At 66.9% G+C, this 14,597-nt stretch carries 15 protein-coding genes; 7 read left to right on the top strand and 8 right to left on the bottom strand.

The window, feature by feature from the left end; all coding sequences use genetic code 11:
• The 4 genes from rpsD to ACK4HL_RS19865 all read right to left on the bottom strand — a co-directional run.
• Window positions 1–589, bottom strand: a 589-nt coding sequence (gene rpsD / locus ACK4HL_RS19880; RefSeq protein ID WP_409764412.1) for a 30S ribosomal protein S4, incomplete at its 3' end; no start/stop codon positions are given.
• 320 nt (window positions 590–909) lie between these two features.
• Window positions 910–1,728, bottom strand: a complete 819-nt coding sequence (gene murI, locus ACK4HL_RS19875; protein ID WP_409764409.1) for a glutamate racemase — start codon at window positions 1,726–1,728, stop codon at window positions 910–912.
• Window positions 1,725–2,561, bottom strand: a complete 837-nt coding sequence (locus tag ACK4HL_RS19870) for an RNA methyltransferase (protein WP_409764406.1) — start codon at window positions 2,559–2,561, stop codon at window positions 1,725–1,727. Before ACK4HL_RS19870 ends, murI begins: the two co-directional genes overlap by 4 nt.
• 48 nt (window positions 2,562–2,609) lie before the next feature.
• A complete protein-coding gene (locus ACK4HL_RS19865; RefSeq protein WP_409764403.1) occupies window positions 2,610–3,242 on the bottom strand; it encodes a TetR/AcrR family transcriptional regulator in 633 nt (210 codons plus the stop codon).
• A 216-nt stretch (window positions 3,243–3,458) separates the two neighbouring features.
• On the opposite strand from ACK4HL_RS19865, the gene ACK4HL_RS19860 reads away from it, so the two are divergent.
• A complete protein-coding gene (locus ACK4HL_RS19860) occupies window positions 3,459–4,418 on the top strand; it encodes a homocysteine S-methyltransferase family protein (RefSeq protein WP_409764400.1) in 960 nt (319 codons plus the stop codon).
• A gap of 20 nt (window positions 4,419–4,438) precedes the next feature.
• Here ACK4HL_RS19860 and ACK4HL_RS19855 read toward each other — a convergent pair whose 3' ends face one another.
• The 3 genes from ACK4HL_RS19855 to ACK4HL_RS19845 all read right to left on the bottom strand — a co-directional run bounded on the left by ACK4HL_RS19855 (window position 4,439) and on the right by ACK4HL_RS19845 (window position 7,502).
• Window positions 4,439–5,671 carry an MFS transporter gene (locus tag ACK4HL_RS19855; protein WP_409764397.1) on the bottom strand — a complete coding sequence of 411 codons (1,233 nt, stop codon included), beginning with the start codon at window positions 5,669–5,671 and terminating at the stop codon, window positions 4,439–4,441.
• Between the two features lie 101 nt (window positions 5,672–5,772).
• Window positions 5,773–6,363: an HD domain-containing protein gene (locus ACK4HL_RS19850; RefSeq protein WP_409764394.1), complete on the bottom strand. Its 591-nt coding sequence runs from the start codon at window positions 6,361–6,363 to the stop codon at window positions 5,773–5,775.
• Entirely contained in the window at window positions 6,360–7,502 is a 1,143-nt protein-coding gene (locus ACK4HL_RS19845; RefSeq protein WP_409764391.1) for a gamma-butyrobetaine dioxygenase, read from the bottom strand. The genes ACK4HL_RS19850 and ACK4HL_RS19845 overlap by 4 nt, the downstream gene beginning before the upstream one ends.
• 93 nt (window positions 7,503–7,595) lie before the next feature.
• On the opposite strand from ACK4HL_RS19845, the gene ACK4HL_RS19840 reads away from it, so the two are divergent.
• The 4 genes from ACK4HL_RS19840 to ACK4HL_RS19825 all read left to right on the top strand — a co-directional run bounded on the left by ACK4HL_RS19840 (window position 7,596) and on the right by ACK4HL_RS19825 (window position 10,742).
• Window positions 7,596–8,477 (top strand): LysR substrate-binding domain-containing protein, encoded by an 882-nt coding sequence (locus tag ACK4HL_RS19840; protein ID WP_409764388.1) that lies wholly within the window; start codon window positions 7,596–7,598, stop codon window positions 8,475–8,477.
• A gap of 69 nt (window positions 8,478–8,546) precedes the next feature.
• Window positions 8,547–9,758, top strand: a complete 1,212-nt coding sequence (locus ACK4HL_RS19835) for an NADP-dependent isocitrate dehydrogenase (protein ID WP_409764385.1) — start codon at window positions 8,547–8,549, stop codon at window positions 9,756–9,758.
• A 53-nt stretch (window positions 9,759–9,811) separates the two neighbouring features.
• Window positions 9,812–10,267 carry a GFA family protein gene (locus tag ACK4HL_RS19830; protein ID WP_409764382.1) on the top strand — a complete coding sequence of 152 codons (456 nt, stop codon included), beginning with the start codon at window positions 9,812–9,814 and terminating at the stop codon, window positions 10,265–10,267.
• 10 nt (window positions 10,268–10,277) lie between these two features.
• Window positions 10,278–10,742 (top strand): GFA family protein, encoded by a 465-nt coding sequence (locus ACK4HL_RS19825; protein WP_409764378.1) that lies wholly within the window; start codon window positions 10,278–10,280, stop codon window positions 10,740–10,742.
• A gap of 6 nt (window positions 10,743–10,748) precedes the next feature.
• On the opposite strand, the gene ACK4HL_RS19820 is transcribed toward ACK4HL_RS19825, so the two are convergent.
• Window positions 10,749–12,134, bottom strand: a complete 1,386-nt coding sequence (locus tag ACK4HL_RS19820) for an MFS transporter (protein ID WP_409764375.1) — start codon at window positions 12,132–12,134, stop codon at window positions 10,749–10,751.
• A gap of 253 nt (window positions 12,135–12,387) precedes the next feature.
• On the opposite strand from ACK4HL_RS19820, the gene ACK4HL_RS19815 reads away from it, so the two are divergent.
• Together ACK4HL_RS19815 and ACK4HL_RS19810 are read left to right on the top strand one after the other, a co-directional pair.
• Complete coding sequence (locus ACK4HL_RS19815) at window positions 12,388–14,199, top strand: ABC transporter ATP-binding protein (protein ID WP_409764415.1); 1,812 nt, start codon at window positions 12,388–12,390, stop codon at window positions 14,197–14,199.
• Window positions 14,200–14,265: 66 nt separating this feature from the next.
• On the top strand, window positions 14,266–14,597 hold a 332-nt coding region (locus tag ACK4HL_RS19810), incomplete at its 3' end, for a glycine zipper domain-containing protein (protein ID WP_409764372.1).

Here is a 14,597-nt window from a genome sequence, read left to right as displayed (position 1 = left end):
TCGGCTCCATCTGCACCGGATAGGGCACGTCAGACAGCGCCGGGATCCGCACCAGGCGGGCGGTCATGCCCTTGTGGTCCACCTCGATATAGTCCGGCGTGTCGCGCTCGGCGAGCTGGGTGGCCTCCAGCACGTTGGCCAGGCCCTTGGCCTTCTCGGTGAGCTCGATCGTGTCGCCCGCGCGCAGCCGGATCGAGGCGATGGTCACGCGGCGGCCGTTCACCTTCACGTGGCCGTGGCTCACGAACTGGCGGGCGGCGAAGATGGTCGGCACGAACTTGGCCCGGTAGACCACCATGTCCAGGCGGCGCTCGAGCAGGCCGATGAGGTTTTCAGACGAGTCGCCCGTCAGGCGGATGGCCTCGTCGTAGATCTTGCGGAACTGCCGCTCCGACATGTTGGCGTAATAACCCTTGAGCTTCTGCTTGGCCTTCAGCTGGGTGCCGAAGTCCGACATCTTGCCCTTGCGGCGCTGGCCGTGCTGGCCGGGGCCATATTCACGCTTGTTGACGGGGCTCTTCGGGCGGCCCCAGATGTTCTCGCCCATGCGGCGGTCGATCTTGTATTTCGCGTTTGCGCGCTTCGTCATTTACGGTCTCCAAGTGACGTCAGTTGAGAACCCACCCTCCTCGGCGCCGGTCTCCCGGCCGACAGCCCCATCAGGGGCGCGGGCAAGCGAACACGGGGCCCGATGAACCCCGTGCTGCGGCGCCTATAGGCCAAAGCGCCCGCCCTGTCAAATCCGCATGCCCTTCCCCCTCCCCCACCTGAGGAAGGGCCGGGACGGCGGTGATGGAGCGCACCACGCCCAGCGCTCCCGCCGCCTTCGAACCCGATGCCCATGTGTGGAGAATGCGCCTTCTTACGCCGGCGAGCGCGCGCTGTCAAGGATTAAATTCCTTCATCCTGTCAAACCCGGAGGTCAAGGAACTCCGGCAGGTGGAAGCCCAGCTTCGCATAGGCGGGCAGAGCATCCTCGGCACCTGCGCGCGAGGAGGTGAGCAGCACGGAGTTGTGCGGCGGCACCGGCTTCGAGGCGTCCTGAACCTCGGCGTCGCGCAGGACGTCCGCCACGCGCCTGGCGATCGCCGGAGCGGGATCGATGTAGCGGACCACCCAAGGCTCCACCTTCGCCATCTCGTCGGCGAGCAAGGGATAATGGGTGCAGCCCAGCACCACGATGTCGGTGCGCCGCCCCTCCTCCTCGTGGAAGACCGGGGCGATCTCGGCCTTCAGTTCGCCGAGGTTGACGGGAACGCCCTTGAGCTTGCGCTCAGCGATCTCCGCCATCCGGCCCGCGCCATGCAGCACCACGTGGCAGTGGGAGGCGAAGTCGTGGATCAGCGCCTGGGTATACTCGCGCCGCACCGTGCCGGGCGTGGCGAGCACCCCGACGATGCCGGACTTGGTCTGCGCCGCCGCGGGCTTGATGGCCGGAACGGTTCCGACGAAGGGAAGGCTGAAGGTTTCACGCAGCTGCGCGAGCGCGATCGTCGAGGCCGTGTTGCAGGCGACCACCACGAGCGCCGGCTCGACCCGCTCGATCAGCTCGCCCATCACGAAGAGGATGCGCTTCACCAGCGCCTGCTCCTCCCACGCGCCATAGGGGAAGGCTGCATTGTCCGCCGCGTAGACGAGATGGGCGAAGGGAAGCTCGTGTCGCACCGAGCGGGCCACGGTGAGGCCTCCCATGCCTGAATCGAACAGCAGGATGCGCGCGGCGCTCATCCCTCACCGCGCTCCTGCTGTGCGCGTTGCTCCCTCCGCCGCTCATGGGCGCGGGTGAGCGAGGAGACGATGCCGCGCAGCGAGCGCACCTCCTGCTCGGTGAGTTCGGCGCGTCCGAAGAGGTTGCGGATGTTGCGCATCATGCCGGGTTTCTTGTCTTCGGTCTTGAAGAAGCCGGCGATGTCGAGCTCACGCTCGAGGTGATCGAAGAAGCCATAGAGCTCCTCCTTGGTGGCCGGCCGGGTATCGGGCGTCTGCAGGCCGGGGCCCTCGAGGGCGGGAAGCTCCGGCGTCTGCTGGCCCAGCGTTTCGGCCCGCTCCTTGAACCACTCGTAACCCATCAGGAGAACCGCCTGGGCGATGTTGATCGAGGCGAAGGCGGGGTTTACAGGTGCCGTCACGATCACGTCCGCCATCGAGATCTCGTCGTTGGTGAGGCCGGTGCGCTCGCGCCCGAAGAGGATCGCCACCCGCTCGCCGCGGCCCACGCGGGCCCGCATGTCGTGGCCGGCCTGCTCGGGCGTGATCACCTCCTTGATCATGCCGCGCGGCCGCGCCGTCGTGGCATAGACGTAGTTCACGTCCTTCAGCGCCTCATCGAGCGCGGCGTGGACCGTGGCGTTCTCGATGATCCAGTTGGCGCCGGAGGAGGAGGTGAGCGCCTTCTCGTTCGGCCAGCCGTCGCGCGGGTCCACGAGGCGGAGCTCGTGAAGCCCGAAATTCGCCATGGCGCGCGCCGCCGTCCCGATGTTCTCGCCCAGCTGGGGGTTCACCAGCACGGCGACGGGTGCGGGGCCCAGCACCTGATTCCTCGTCTTGTCGGTTCCAGCCATGAGGGGGAATTAGCGAAATCGGTCGAGGCGCGCCAGTGAGCTGACCGCTCAGTGGCTGACGCCCAGGAAAACGGCGCGCACGAAGTCGCGGTAGAGCATGATCTGTCGCGGCAGCGCCTTCGGGTCCTTCAGCACCTTCGAGAGGATGATGCCGCCGTCCGCGAGGCCCGAGAGCATGTCCGCCAGGTCGTTGAAATTCACCTGGATGCGGGGCGGGTAGTGCGCGGCGATCAGCTCGAAGCGGCGGCGGAAGCGTGCCCGCCAGGCGAGGATCGCGGCGGCGTTGAGCTCCGCCACTTCCCGGTTGAACAGCTGCTCCTGGTAGCAGATCGCCGCCACCACGCAGCCGGGATGGCCCGAAGGAAGGTCATTCAGGAGTTCGGCAAGCATCTTGAGGCCCACGAGAAAGCCGTGCAGGGGGTCCTCGTTCAGCTCGTCGGCGCGGCCGAAAAGCTCGTCGAACAGCCGGTTCTCGTTGTCGACGTAGCGCTGCAGCAGCGCCTTCGCGAGTTCGCCCTTGTCCCTGAAATGGTAGAAGAATCCGCCCTTGGTGATGCCCACCGCGGCGATCAGCTCCTCGATCGAGGTCGCGGCGAAGCCTTTTTCCAGCACCGCGGTCTCGGCAACCTCCAATAGGCGTTCCCTGGTGCTGGGGCGCGTCCTGAGAGCATCCTCCTTCATCAAGTTTCTATACCACAAGTGCACTTGCCTTGCACGCCGATGGCCGCGCAGGCTGGCGGCCAAGCGGCGCCTCCGCGGTAAACCGCTGCATTATATCGACAAAACAAAAGCCTTTGAGCGCTGCACCACGGGTTCTCTAGTTGGGCCGGCCCAGTTGCTGCAAAAAGCGCCCCGTCAGCGCAGACGCGCATTTGCCAAGCACAGAGGAAATCTATCATGAGCAAGTACCGCAACAGCCTGCCGCAGATGAACGGGACCTATTTCCTGTCCGACAGCGGCCTCGAGACGACGATGGTGTTCCACGAAGGTCTCGAGCTTCCCTGCTTCGCTGCCTTCACGCTGCTCGACAGCGAAGACGGCCGCGAGCGGCTCACGCGCTATTTCGACCGCCACCTCGCCATCGCCCTCCGCCGGGGCATGGGCTTCATCCTCGACACCCCCACCTGGCGCGCCAATCCCGACTGGGCGGCGAAGCTCGGCGTTTCCTCCGCGGAACTCGACCGCATCAACCGGGACTCCGTCGCCTTCGCCGAGGCCACCCGCGCGCGCTACGAGACCGAGGCGACGCCGATCGTCATCAACGGGGTGTTCGGGCCGCGCGGCGACGGTTACCGGCCCGAGACCATGATGACGGGCGAGGAAGCCCGCAGCTATCACCGGCGGCAGATGGAGTGCTTCGCCGAAGCGGGCGTGGACATGGTGAGCGCCATCACCATGACCCACGCGGGCGAGGCCATCGGCATCGCCCAGGCTGCGCAGGAGGCCGGCCTGCCGGTGGTCGTGTCCTTCACCGTCGAGACCGACGGACGCCTGCCCTCCGGCCAGACCCTCGCCGAGGCCATCGCGGAGACCGACAGGGAAACCGGGGGTGCCCCCGCCTACTACATGGTGAACTGCGCCCATCCCGATCATTTCCGCGACCGGCTCGAGGGCGGCTCGGATTGGATGCAGCGCATCCGTGGCATCCGGGCCAATGCCTCCCGGCTCAGCCATGCCGAGCTCGACGAGGCCACCGAGCTCGACGACGGCAATCCGCTGGAACTCGCGGCGGACTACGCGGCACTACGCGCGCTTCATCCTCAGGTGACGGTGTTCGGCGGCTGCTGCGGCACCGATCACCGGCACATCGAGGAAATCTCGGCGGCCGTGGCGAAGGCGCATCGCGCGGCGGCGTGATCCCCTCGGGCGGGCGGGGCCTAACCCCGCCCGTCCAGGCGCCGCGCGGTGCGAAGCTCGGGGAACCAGCGGGACCAGAAGTAGGCCACCGCCATCGTGCCGGCACCTCCCAGCGTCACGGCGGCCACCGCCCCGATCCAGGCCGCGACGACCCCGGCGCGGAATTCGCCCAGCTCGTTCGACGCCCCGATGAAGACGCGGTTCACGGCGTTGACGCGGCCCCTCACCTCGTCGGGCGTCCAGAGCTGCAGCAGCGTCTCGCGGATATAGACGCTCACCATGTCGAAGGCGCCCATCAGCACGAGCGCCGCGATCGAGAGGGGCACGAAGGTGGAGAGCCCGAACACCATGGTGAAGAAACCGAAGGCGGCGACGAAGACGAAGAGGATCACCCCTGCCCTGTCCTTGATGCCGAAACGCGCGAGGTAGAGCGCCATCGCGACGGCGCCCACGCCGGGCGCGGCGCGCAGCAGCCCCAGCCCCCAGGGACCTACTTCAAGGATGTCGCGCGCATAGACGGGCAGCAGCGCCACGGCGCCGCCGAGCAGAACGGCGAAGAGATCGAGCGAGATCGCGCCCAGCACGATTCTCTCCTTCCGGATGAAGGAGAAGCCCGCGAAGAGGGTGCCGAGCGTCGTTTCGGCGCCCGCATGGTTGGGCTGCGGCACGCGGCCGATCGAGAGGACGAGAACCGCCGCCGCCGTCACCAGTGCCAGTGCGGTGCCATAGGCCGCTTCACCGGAGATGCCATAGAGCAGGCCGCCCGCCACCGGGCCTGCGATGTTGGCCACCTGCCAGATCATGGCGGTGAGCGAGATGGCATGGGCGATCGCCTTCCTCGGCACAAGGTTGGGGGCGAGCGCATCCGATGCCGGGTTCAGGAAGGCGCGCGCCACGCCCAGCACCACGAGTATGCCGAAGACCGGCGCAACGCCGCCGGGATCGGACAGCGTGAAGAGCAGCAGGCCCAGCGCGCAGAGTGCCTCGAGCGCCAGGCAGCCCGCCATGATGAAGCGGCGGTTGAAACGGTCGGCGGCAAGCCCCGTCACCAGCACCAGCAGCAGCGGCGGCATGAACTGGGCAAGGCCGACGTAGCCAAGGTAGAGCGGGTCGCGCGTGATGTCGTAGATCTGCCAGCCGACGGAAACGGACATGATCTGCACGGCGAAGGACGCGCAGCCGATCGCCAGCCAGTAGAGCACGAACTTGGGGTGGCGAAGGGCATTGGCCTCGCCGGAGGCACGGAGGGTCATGCGGCGTGCTTAGAACGACATCCCGCCCGTTTCCAGCCCTCGCCCGCCCTTCGGGCACCCTCTCCCAAGGCTGCGGCGCGCGAGAGGAGTTCGCCGGAACCTTACGCCACCACCCTGCCCTGCTGGCGCTCCACCACGCGCTTGAGGAGCGGCATGTAGTGGCGGAAGTCCGGCGTCTTCATGCCGGGCTTCTTGCCCTCGTCGTCCCAGATCCGCACCTTCACGGCTTCGCGGTGGTAGGGGTTCTTCTCGAAGTCCTTCACCTCCTCCGCGCTCATCGGCCCGCCCTGCAGCATCAGCGTGTGTTTCGAGGCTTCGGAGAGGCGGTCATAGTAACCCTTGTCGGTGGCGCAAAGGTAGCGCTTGGCCGGAACGTGGAGGCGCACGCATTCGGTGATGACGGGCGGGAAGAACGGCTCCAGCACATGGGCGCCCGCCTCCTCGTGGTAGTTGTCGCGCTCGTCGCCGAGCGACATGGTGCCGAATTCCGAGGTGTAGTGGCCGATGTCGTGGAGAAGGGCCGCCGCCACCAGTTCCTCGGGCGCTCCTTCCTGCTCGGCCAGCACCGCGCCCTGCAGCATGTGCTCCGACATGGTCACCGCCTCGCCGAGATAGGACTCGGCCCCGCGCCGCTCGAAGATGTCGGCGATGAAGTCAACGATGTTGGTGCGGTCGAGCTTGGGCGCGGTCATGAGAGCAGTCCTTCTTCTTCGATGGCCGAGAGGGTGGAGAGCAGCCCGTCCTTGTCGGCGTAGCAGCCCTGGAGCCAGCGCTTGCCGGTGCCGGAGAAGCTCTTCCGCGCATGCAGCACGCGGGTGTTGTCGACGATGAACAGCTCGCCCGGCTTGAGCTTGAAGCTCACCTCCATGGTCGGGTCCTCGATCAGCTCGGCGAAGCGGCGGTAGGCGGCGTAGAATTCCGCCATGTGCTCGTAGGGGATGTCGGTGAAGGCCGCCGCCGAGCGGTTGTTGAAGCGGATGGCGAGAAGCTCGCCATCGGGCCCCAGCTCGATCATCGGCCGCTTCGAGCGGAGCTTCACGCCGGCCGAGCCCTCATAGGCGAAGCGCGCGGGGTGTCCGGCGAGCAGAGCGAAGCCCCCGGGGCTTTCGGCCTTCAGCCGTTCCGCCACCTTGAAGCCGTCGACCACGATCGAATCCCCGCCATCCACCGAGTTCTCGAGGCAGGCGAGAATCTGCAGCGTGGGCACCGGGTCGCGGTAGGGATTGTCGGTGTGGGCCTGGAGGCCGAGGTTGGTGTAGGCGAGATTGTTGGGATTCACCTCCGCCCTGACCTCGAACCAGCGGCCGTAATTGGTCTCGCGCACGAAGCCGAAAAGTTCGGCCACCTTGCACAGCGTGCCGGCCTCGGTGGGCGTCTGCGTCATCACCGCGAAGCCGTAGCGGCGCACCGCGGCGAGCCAGCGGCCGAGTGCCCCCCGGTCCTTCGTCACGGCGTTCCAGCTTTCGGTGGGAACAGCGTTGTGAAGCCGCGAATCCCACCGCTCGATCTCGGGACCCGTCCAGCCCGGTTCCCGCTCGCCGCGGCGGTCGTAGGCGTGGCGGGCAAGCCATGCGGCGTCGTAGTCCACCACCTTGCCCTCCGGCTCGAAGCGGAGCGAGAGCGTGCCGCCCTCGGTACGCGCCTCGGCAATCCGCGTTCCGGCCGGAATGTCGAGGATGGTGATGAGGCGCTGGCCATTGCCCGGGCTCCGCGTCTTCTCGTCCCGGGCATTGTCGCGCAGCCACAGGGCATGGAAGCGGTGGCGCTCGCCCCCCAGCAAGAGTTCCACGGCCCCGCCGCCGTCGATCAGTGTCGCTCCGGTTAGCTGCATCGTCATCGCTCCGCTGTTTCCCGGATTGCAGCCTGCCGTAGCGCCTGCCATGATGCAAATCAGCAATTCTTCAGGCGAGACCTCGTTTCAGTTATGGCAGATGATCTCCCCCATCTTCCCTGGCTCCGCAGCTTCGAGGCGGCGGCGCGGCGGCTCAACTTCACTCTGGCGGCGGAGGAACTGGGCCTCACCCAGGCGGCGGTGAGCCAGCAGATCAAGGCGCTGGAGCACCGGCTGGGCGTTTCCCTGTTCCGGCGCGGCCGCCGGGGCGTGGAGCTTTCGGCCGACGGCGCCGCCTATCTTCCGCATGTGCAGGCGGCCTTCGCGAGCCTTTCCCACACCACGGCCGAACTATTCGGGAGCACACGCAGCGCCGAGTTGCGGCTGGTGACGCCCGCCTCCTTCGGGGCGTTGTGGCTTGCGCCGCGGCTTGCCGCCTTCACCGCGGCCGTTCCCGGCGTGGCGCTGGCCGTCTCGACGATGACGCTGCCGGGAGACTATGCCGCCGCCGAAGCCGATCTCGAGATCCGCTTCGGCACTGGAAGCTGGCCGGGGCTGCAGTCGCACCGGCTCACCACCGAATACCTGACGCCGGTGGCCAGCCCTTCCCTCGCCTCCGAGGACTGGCAGGAGATGCCCCTCCTCACGGTGAGGGGCGCGCGGGAGATGTGGCGGGATTGGTTCATGATGGCCGGGCGGCCTGCTCCGGCCCGCGCATTCCACAGCTTCGATACGTTCCTCATTGCCCTCGAGGCGGCGAAAGCGGGGGCGGGCATCCTCCTCGGCTCCCGGCCGCTCGTCGATGCTGCGCTGCTGCGCGGCGATCTCGTGCGGCTGTCGGACCTCGACCTGCCGAGCCCCAGCGGGCACTTCCTCTCCTACCGGGCGGAGGAGGCGCAGAGCCCGGCACATCGCGCCGCCGTCAACTGGTTCCTGCGCGAGGCTGGACGGGCGCCTTCTCCGCCGACAGTCTGATTTGCCGCCCCTGCCCCGTGCTGCTATAGCCGCGCCCGAGTTTCCGCAGTGCAACAGAAGGCGCGTCCCATGGCGAAGATCAAGGTCCAGAACCCGGTTGTCGAACTCGACGGCGACGAGATGACCCGCATCATCTGGGACCTGATCAAGAAGAAGCTGATCGCGCCCTATCTCGACCTCGACCTCCACTACTACGACCTCTCGGTGGAGAACCGCGACCGGACGGAGGACAAGGTCACCGTCGATGCGGCCAACGCCATCAAGCAGCATGGCGTGGGCGTCAAATGCGCCACCATCACCCCGGACGAGGGACGGGTGAAGGAATTCGGCCTCAAGCAGATGTGGAAGTCGCCCAACGGCACGATCCGCAACATCCTGGGCGGCGTGATCTTCCGTGAACCGATCATCTGCCGCAACGTGCCGCGCCTCGTTCCGGGCTGGACGCAGCCCATCGTCATCGGCCGCCACGCCTTCGGCGACCAGTACCGCGCCACGGACTTCACCTTCCCCGGCAAGGGCACGCTCACCGTGAAATTCGTGGGCGAGGACGGTTCGGTGATCGAGCGCGAGGTTTTCAAGTCTCCCGGCGCGGGCGTGGCGATGGCCATGTACAACCTCGACGAGTCGATCAGGGAGTTCGCGCGGGCTTCCTTCAACTACGGCCTGAACCGGAAGTACCCGGTCTATCTCTCCACCAAGAACACCATCCTCAAGGCCTATGACGGCCGCTTCAAGGACATCTTCCAGGAAATCTACGACGTCGAGTTCAAGGCCGAGTTCGAGAAGAACGGCATCGGCTACGAGCACCGCCTGATCGACGACATGGTGGCCTCTTCCCTCAAGTGGACGGGCGGCTATGTCTGGGCCTGCAAGAACTATGACGGCGACGTGCAGTCCGACACGGTGGCGCAGGGCTTCGGCTCGCTTGGCCTGATGACCTCGGTGCTGATGACGCCGGACGGCAGGACGGTGGAGGCCGAGGCGGCGCACGGCACGGTGACGCGCCACTACCGCCTGCACCAGCAGGGCAAGCAGACCTCAACCAATTCCTCGGCCTCGATCTTCGCCTGGACGGGCGGCCTCAAGCACCGCGCCAAGCTCGACGGCAATCAAGAGCTGAAGCGCTTCGCCGAGACGCTGGAGAAGGTCGTGGTGGAGACGATCGAGTCCGGCAAGATGACGAAGGACCTCGCCGTGCTCGTCGGCCCGGACCAGGGCTGGCTCTCGACCGAAGGCTTCCTCGACGCCATCGACGCTAACCTCCAGAAGGCGATGGGCTGACGGAGAACCGTGCCCGCTCGACACCGGGCCGATTTCCTGAAACACTGCCCGTCATGACAGACGCCATCGCCACCGGCGGCTGCCAGTGCGGGGCCGTGCGCTACCGCATCACGGCGCCGTTCGAAAACCCGCATATCTGCCACTGCCGCATGTGCCAGAAGGCGTTCGGGAATTATTTCGCAGCCCTCGTCGGCACGAAGAAGACCGGGCTCCAGTGGACGAAGGGCCAGCCCTCCTTCTTCCGCAGCTCCGAGATCGTGCAGCGCGGCTTCTGCCGCGATTGCGGAACGCCGCTCACCTTCGCCTATGACGAGTCCGAGCGGATCGCCGTGTCGATCGGCTCGCTCGACCGCCCCGAGGCCGTGACGCCCGCCAACCAGTATGGCATCGAGGCGCGGCTTCCCGCCTTCGGACTGCTGCACACGCTGCCCGGCACCCGCACCGAGGACGACATCCCGCCGGAGGAGATGAAGCGGCTCGCCAGCCGCCAGCAACCCGACCATGACTGAGGAGCCTTCGATGCCCGAGAGTGCCGTGACCGGCGGCTGCCAGTGCGGAGCCGTGCGCTACCGCATCACCGCGCCCCTCGAGAACCCGCACATCTGCCATTGCCGCATGTGCCAGAAAGCCTATGGCAATTACTTCGCGGCGCTTTTTGCCACACGCACGGATGGCCTCCAGTGGACGCGCGGCAAGCCGTCCTTCTTCCGGAGCTCTGCCCTGGCGCAGCGCGGATTCTGCCGGGACTGCGGAACGCCGCTGCTGATCGCCGACGATGGCTCGGACCACGTCGACATGTCCATCGCGACGCTCGACCACCCCGAGGCCGTCACACCCGCCCACCAGTATGGAATCGAAGGCCGGCTGCCTGCCTTCGCGCTTCTCCACACGCTGCCCGGCAGCCGCACCGAGGACGACATACCGCCGGAAAAGATGAAGCGGCTGAAGAGCCTGCAGCACCCCGACCACGAGACCGGCGCCTGAAGCCGCCTACTTCGGCCTTCCGGAGACGCTCGCCCCCGCCCCCGCCGACAGGCCCATGAACTGCAGCACGGCACTGACCGAGCAGGCCGCGACCACGAAGAAGACAATGGTGAAGTCGAGCGGCGTCAGCGCCTGCTCTGCGCGCCACCATTGCGCCGCCTCGAGCACGAAGGCGGCGAGCACCACGCCCACCGAAAGCGAGAGCTGCTGCACCACGGTGTAGAGGCTCGTGGCATAGCTCGCCTGTGCGTGGTCCACGTCCGAATAGGACATGGCGTTCAGGGCCGTGAACTGCAGCGAGCGCAGGAATCCGCCCGCGAAGAGCAGCGCCACGGCGAGGAGATAGGGGGTGGAGGAGGAGAGAAGCCCCATCACCGCGATCGAGGCGCTGGCGATGAGGCCGTTGACGATGAGGAGCTGGCGGAAGCCGAAGCGGCGGATGAGCCGGGCAGCCCCGAGCTTCATCGAGATGGCGCCCGCCGCGGCGACGAAGGTGATGAGGCCGGATTCGAAGGCGCTCATGCCATAGGCGAGCTGGAACATCAGGGGCAGGAGGAAGGGAACGGCCCCCACCCCGATGCGGAACAGGCTTCCGCCGACGACGCCGGCGCGGAAGGTTTCGATGCTGAGGAGTTTGAGGTCGAGGATCGGGTTCTCCGTCACCCGCGCGTGGCGCACGTAGAGCGCCGTCAGCACTGCGCCGAAGACGACGAGGAGCGATGGCGTGTAGCCCGGCAGCAGGTCGCGGCCCATCACCGTGAGGCCGAAGATGAAGGAGGACAGACCGAGGCCCGAGAGAAGGAAGCCCCTGGCATCGAGCGGCGGCACCTTGTCGACGCTGGTCTCCGGCATCAGGGCGGTGGCGAGAGCGATGGCGGCGATGCCGAAGGGCAGGTTCATCCAGAACACCCAGCGCCAGCCGAAATTGTCGGTGATGAAGCCGCCCACGGGCGGGCCGACCAGCGGGCCGATGAGGGCCGGGATCGTGAGCCATGCCAGGGCGTCCACGAGTTCCGATTTCGGAACGGTGCGGAGCAGGATGATGCGGCCCACCGGCACCATCATGGCCCCGCCGATGCCCTGGAGCCCGCGTGCCGCGACGAGGCCGCCCAAAGAGGTGGCGAGGCCGCAGGCGACCGATCCGATTGTGAAGACGGCGATCGCCGCGCGGAACACGTGGCGGGCGCCGAAACGGTCCGCCAGCCAGCCGCTCACGGGAATGAACACGGTGAGGCTGAGGAGATAGGTGGTGAAGGCGAGCTTCAGTACGATCGGGTCGGTTCCCAGGTCCCTGGCGATGGCGGGGAGCGAGGTGGCGATCACGGTCGAATCCATGTTCTCCATGAACAGGGCCGAGGCGATGATGAGGGGGATCAGCCGGGAAGACGCCATGACCTGCCCCATAGCATGGCCGCGGGGCTCGAGTTCATGCGGAAAGCGCAAGGGTGGAGCCCGGCGCAACTCCGGGGCATGGCCCCTTTCCGGCCCGAATTCACGCGTTTATAAGGGGCCGAATTTCCCCCGTGGGACAATCTTGAAGCGCCGGCCCCGAGGGCAGAGTGCGCGCGGAGTTGCTTTCGTGATCGACCGTTTCTTCCGCTGGCTCGAGTCGCTGGTCGACCCCTTCCCTCCCGAGCGGCCCGCCATGCCGCCGCGGGGCCTCTTCGCCTTTGCCTGGCACTATACCAGGCCGTTCTGGCCGCTGCTTCTCGTGTCCATCCTGTTTTCGGCGGCGATTGCCTTCATCGAGGTCTATCTCTTCGCCTTCCTGGGTGATCTCGTCGACCTGCTGACGACGGCCGACCGCGAGACGTTCTGGACCGATCACGGGAGGGAACTCGCGGTGATGGGCGTGATCGTGCTGCTGGTGCTACCGGGGCTCAATTTCATCTCGGAATCGATCTCACACCAGGGCCTGCGCGGCAATTACGCCATGCGCATCCGCTGGACGGCGCACCGCTACGTGCTCCGCCAGAGCATGGACTTCTTCACCAACGACTTCGCCGGGCGGATCGCCACCAAGGTGATGCAGACGGCGCTCGGCGTGCGCGACGCGGTGATGAAGCTGACCGAGGTGATCGTCTATGTGTCGGTCTATTTCGTGGGCGCACTCGTGCTCGTCGCCACCAGCGACCGCTGGCTGATGATCCCGCTGCTGATCTGGCTCGCGGGATATGCGGCGGCCTGCTGGTACTTCGTGCCGAAGCTGGGCCGCCTCTCGGCAGAGCAGGCCGACATGCGCTCGCTCGTCACCGGCCGGGTGGTGGACAGCTACACCAACATCCCGACGGTGAAGCTCTTCGCCCACGCCGACCGCGAGGACTCCTATGCCAAGGAAGGCATGGGCTGGATGCTGGACGCCGTCAACCGATCCATGCGCATGTCCACCCTGATGACGACGACGCTGCAGGTTCTCTCGGGCGTGCTCATCTTCACCATGTCGGGCACCTCCGTGTGGCTCTGGCACACGGGCCAGATCAGCACCGGCGCCATCGCCTTCGCCATCGGCCTCACGCTCAGGCTGAAGGCCATGTCGCAGTGGATCATCTGGGAGGTGGCGGGCCTCTTCGAGGACATCGGCGTCATCCAGGACGGCATCGACACCGTCGCGCGCGAGCGCTCGATCCGGGATGCCGAGGGGGCGAAGCCCCTGGTGGTGACCGAGGGCGCCATCCGCTTCGAGAACGTCAACTTCAACTACGGCAAGCCGGTGGGCCCGAAGGAGAGGCCGGTCGTCGAGAACCTCACGCTCGACATCAGGCCGGGCGAAAAGGTTGGCCTCGTCGGGCGCTCGGGTGCCGGCAAGTCCACGCTCACCAACCTGCTGCTCCGCTTCTACGACCTCGAGAAGGGCCGCATCCTGATCGACGGGCAGGACATCGCGGGGACGACGCAGGATTCGCTGCGCGCGGCGATCGGGGTGGTGACGCAGGACACCTCCCTCCTCCACCGCTCGGTGATCGACAACATCCGCTATGGCAGGCCGGACGCCAGCATGGCCGAGATCGAGGCGGCGGCGCGCAAGGCCCATGCCGACGAGTTCATCGCCTCGCTCGTCGACCCGAAGGGCCGGCGCGGCTACGAGGCGCATGTGGGCGAGCGCGGCGTCAAGCTCTCGGGTGGCCAGCGGCAGCGAATCGCCATCGCCCGCGTGCTGCTCAAGAATGCCCCAATCCTCGTTCTGGACGAGGCGACGAGCGCGCTCGACTCCGAGGTGGAACAGGCGATCCAGGAGAACCTCTATGCCCTGATGGAGGGCAAGACGGTGATCGCCGTGGCCCATCGCCTCTCCACCATCGCCGCCATGGACCGCCTCGTCATCATGGACAAGGGCCTCATCGTGGAGGAAGGAAGCCACCGCGAACTGCTCGACCGGGGCGGGCTCTACGCCTCGCTGTGGCAACGCCAGTCCGGCGGGTTCCTGGTGGACGAGGAAGATCTCGAAGCCGCAGAATAAGCGTTTCTTAACCACATTGGCGCCACAAGATGAGGCAAATTCACCCTTCGTTGCAGTGGGGTATTCATGCTTCGTAAGATCACCATCGTGGCGGCTTCCGCCACCCTTCTCGCCGCCTGTTCGACCGACCCCTTCACGGGGGAGCGAAAGGTTTCCAACACCGCCATCGGCGCCGGCACGGGAGCCCTCGTCGGCACCGCGGCCGGCCTCATCATCGGGCAGAACACCAGCGCCTCGACGCGGAAGTCGATGCTCATCGGCGCGGGACTGGGCGCCCTGGCGGGCGGCGGCGTGGGCCTCTACATGGACAACCAGGAAGCCAAGCTGCGCGAGAGACTCAGGGGCTCCGGCGTGTCGGTCACCCGGGTGGGAGACGACATCATCCTGAACATGCCGTC

Source organism: Aestuariivirga sp. (genome assembly GCF_046294715.1).
GTDB lineage: Bacteria > Pseudomonadota > Alphaproteobacteria > Rhizobiales > Aestuariivirgaceae > Aestuariivirga.
The sequence above is the reverse complement of the archived record's forward strand: the minus strand, read 5'-3'. Positions and strand labels throughout refer to the sequence as shown.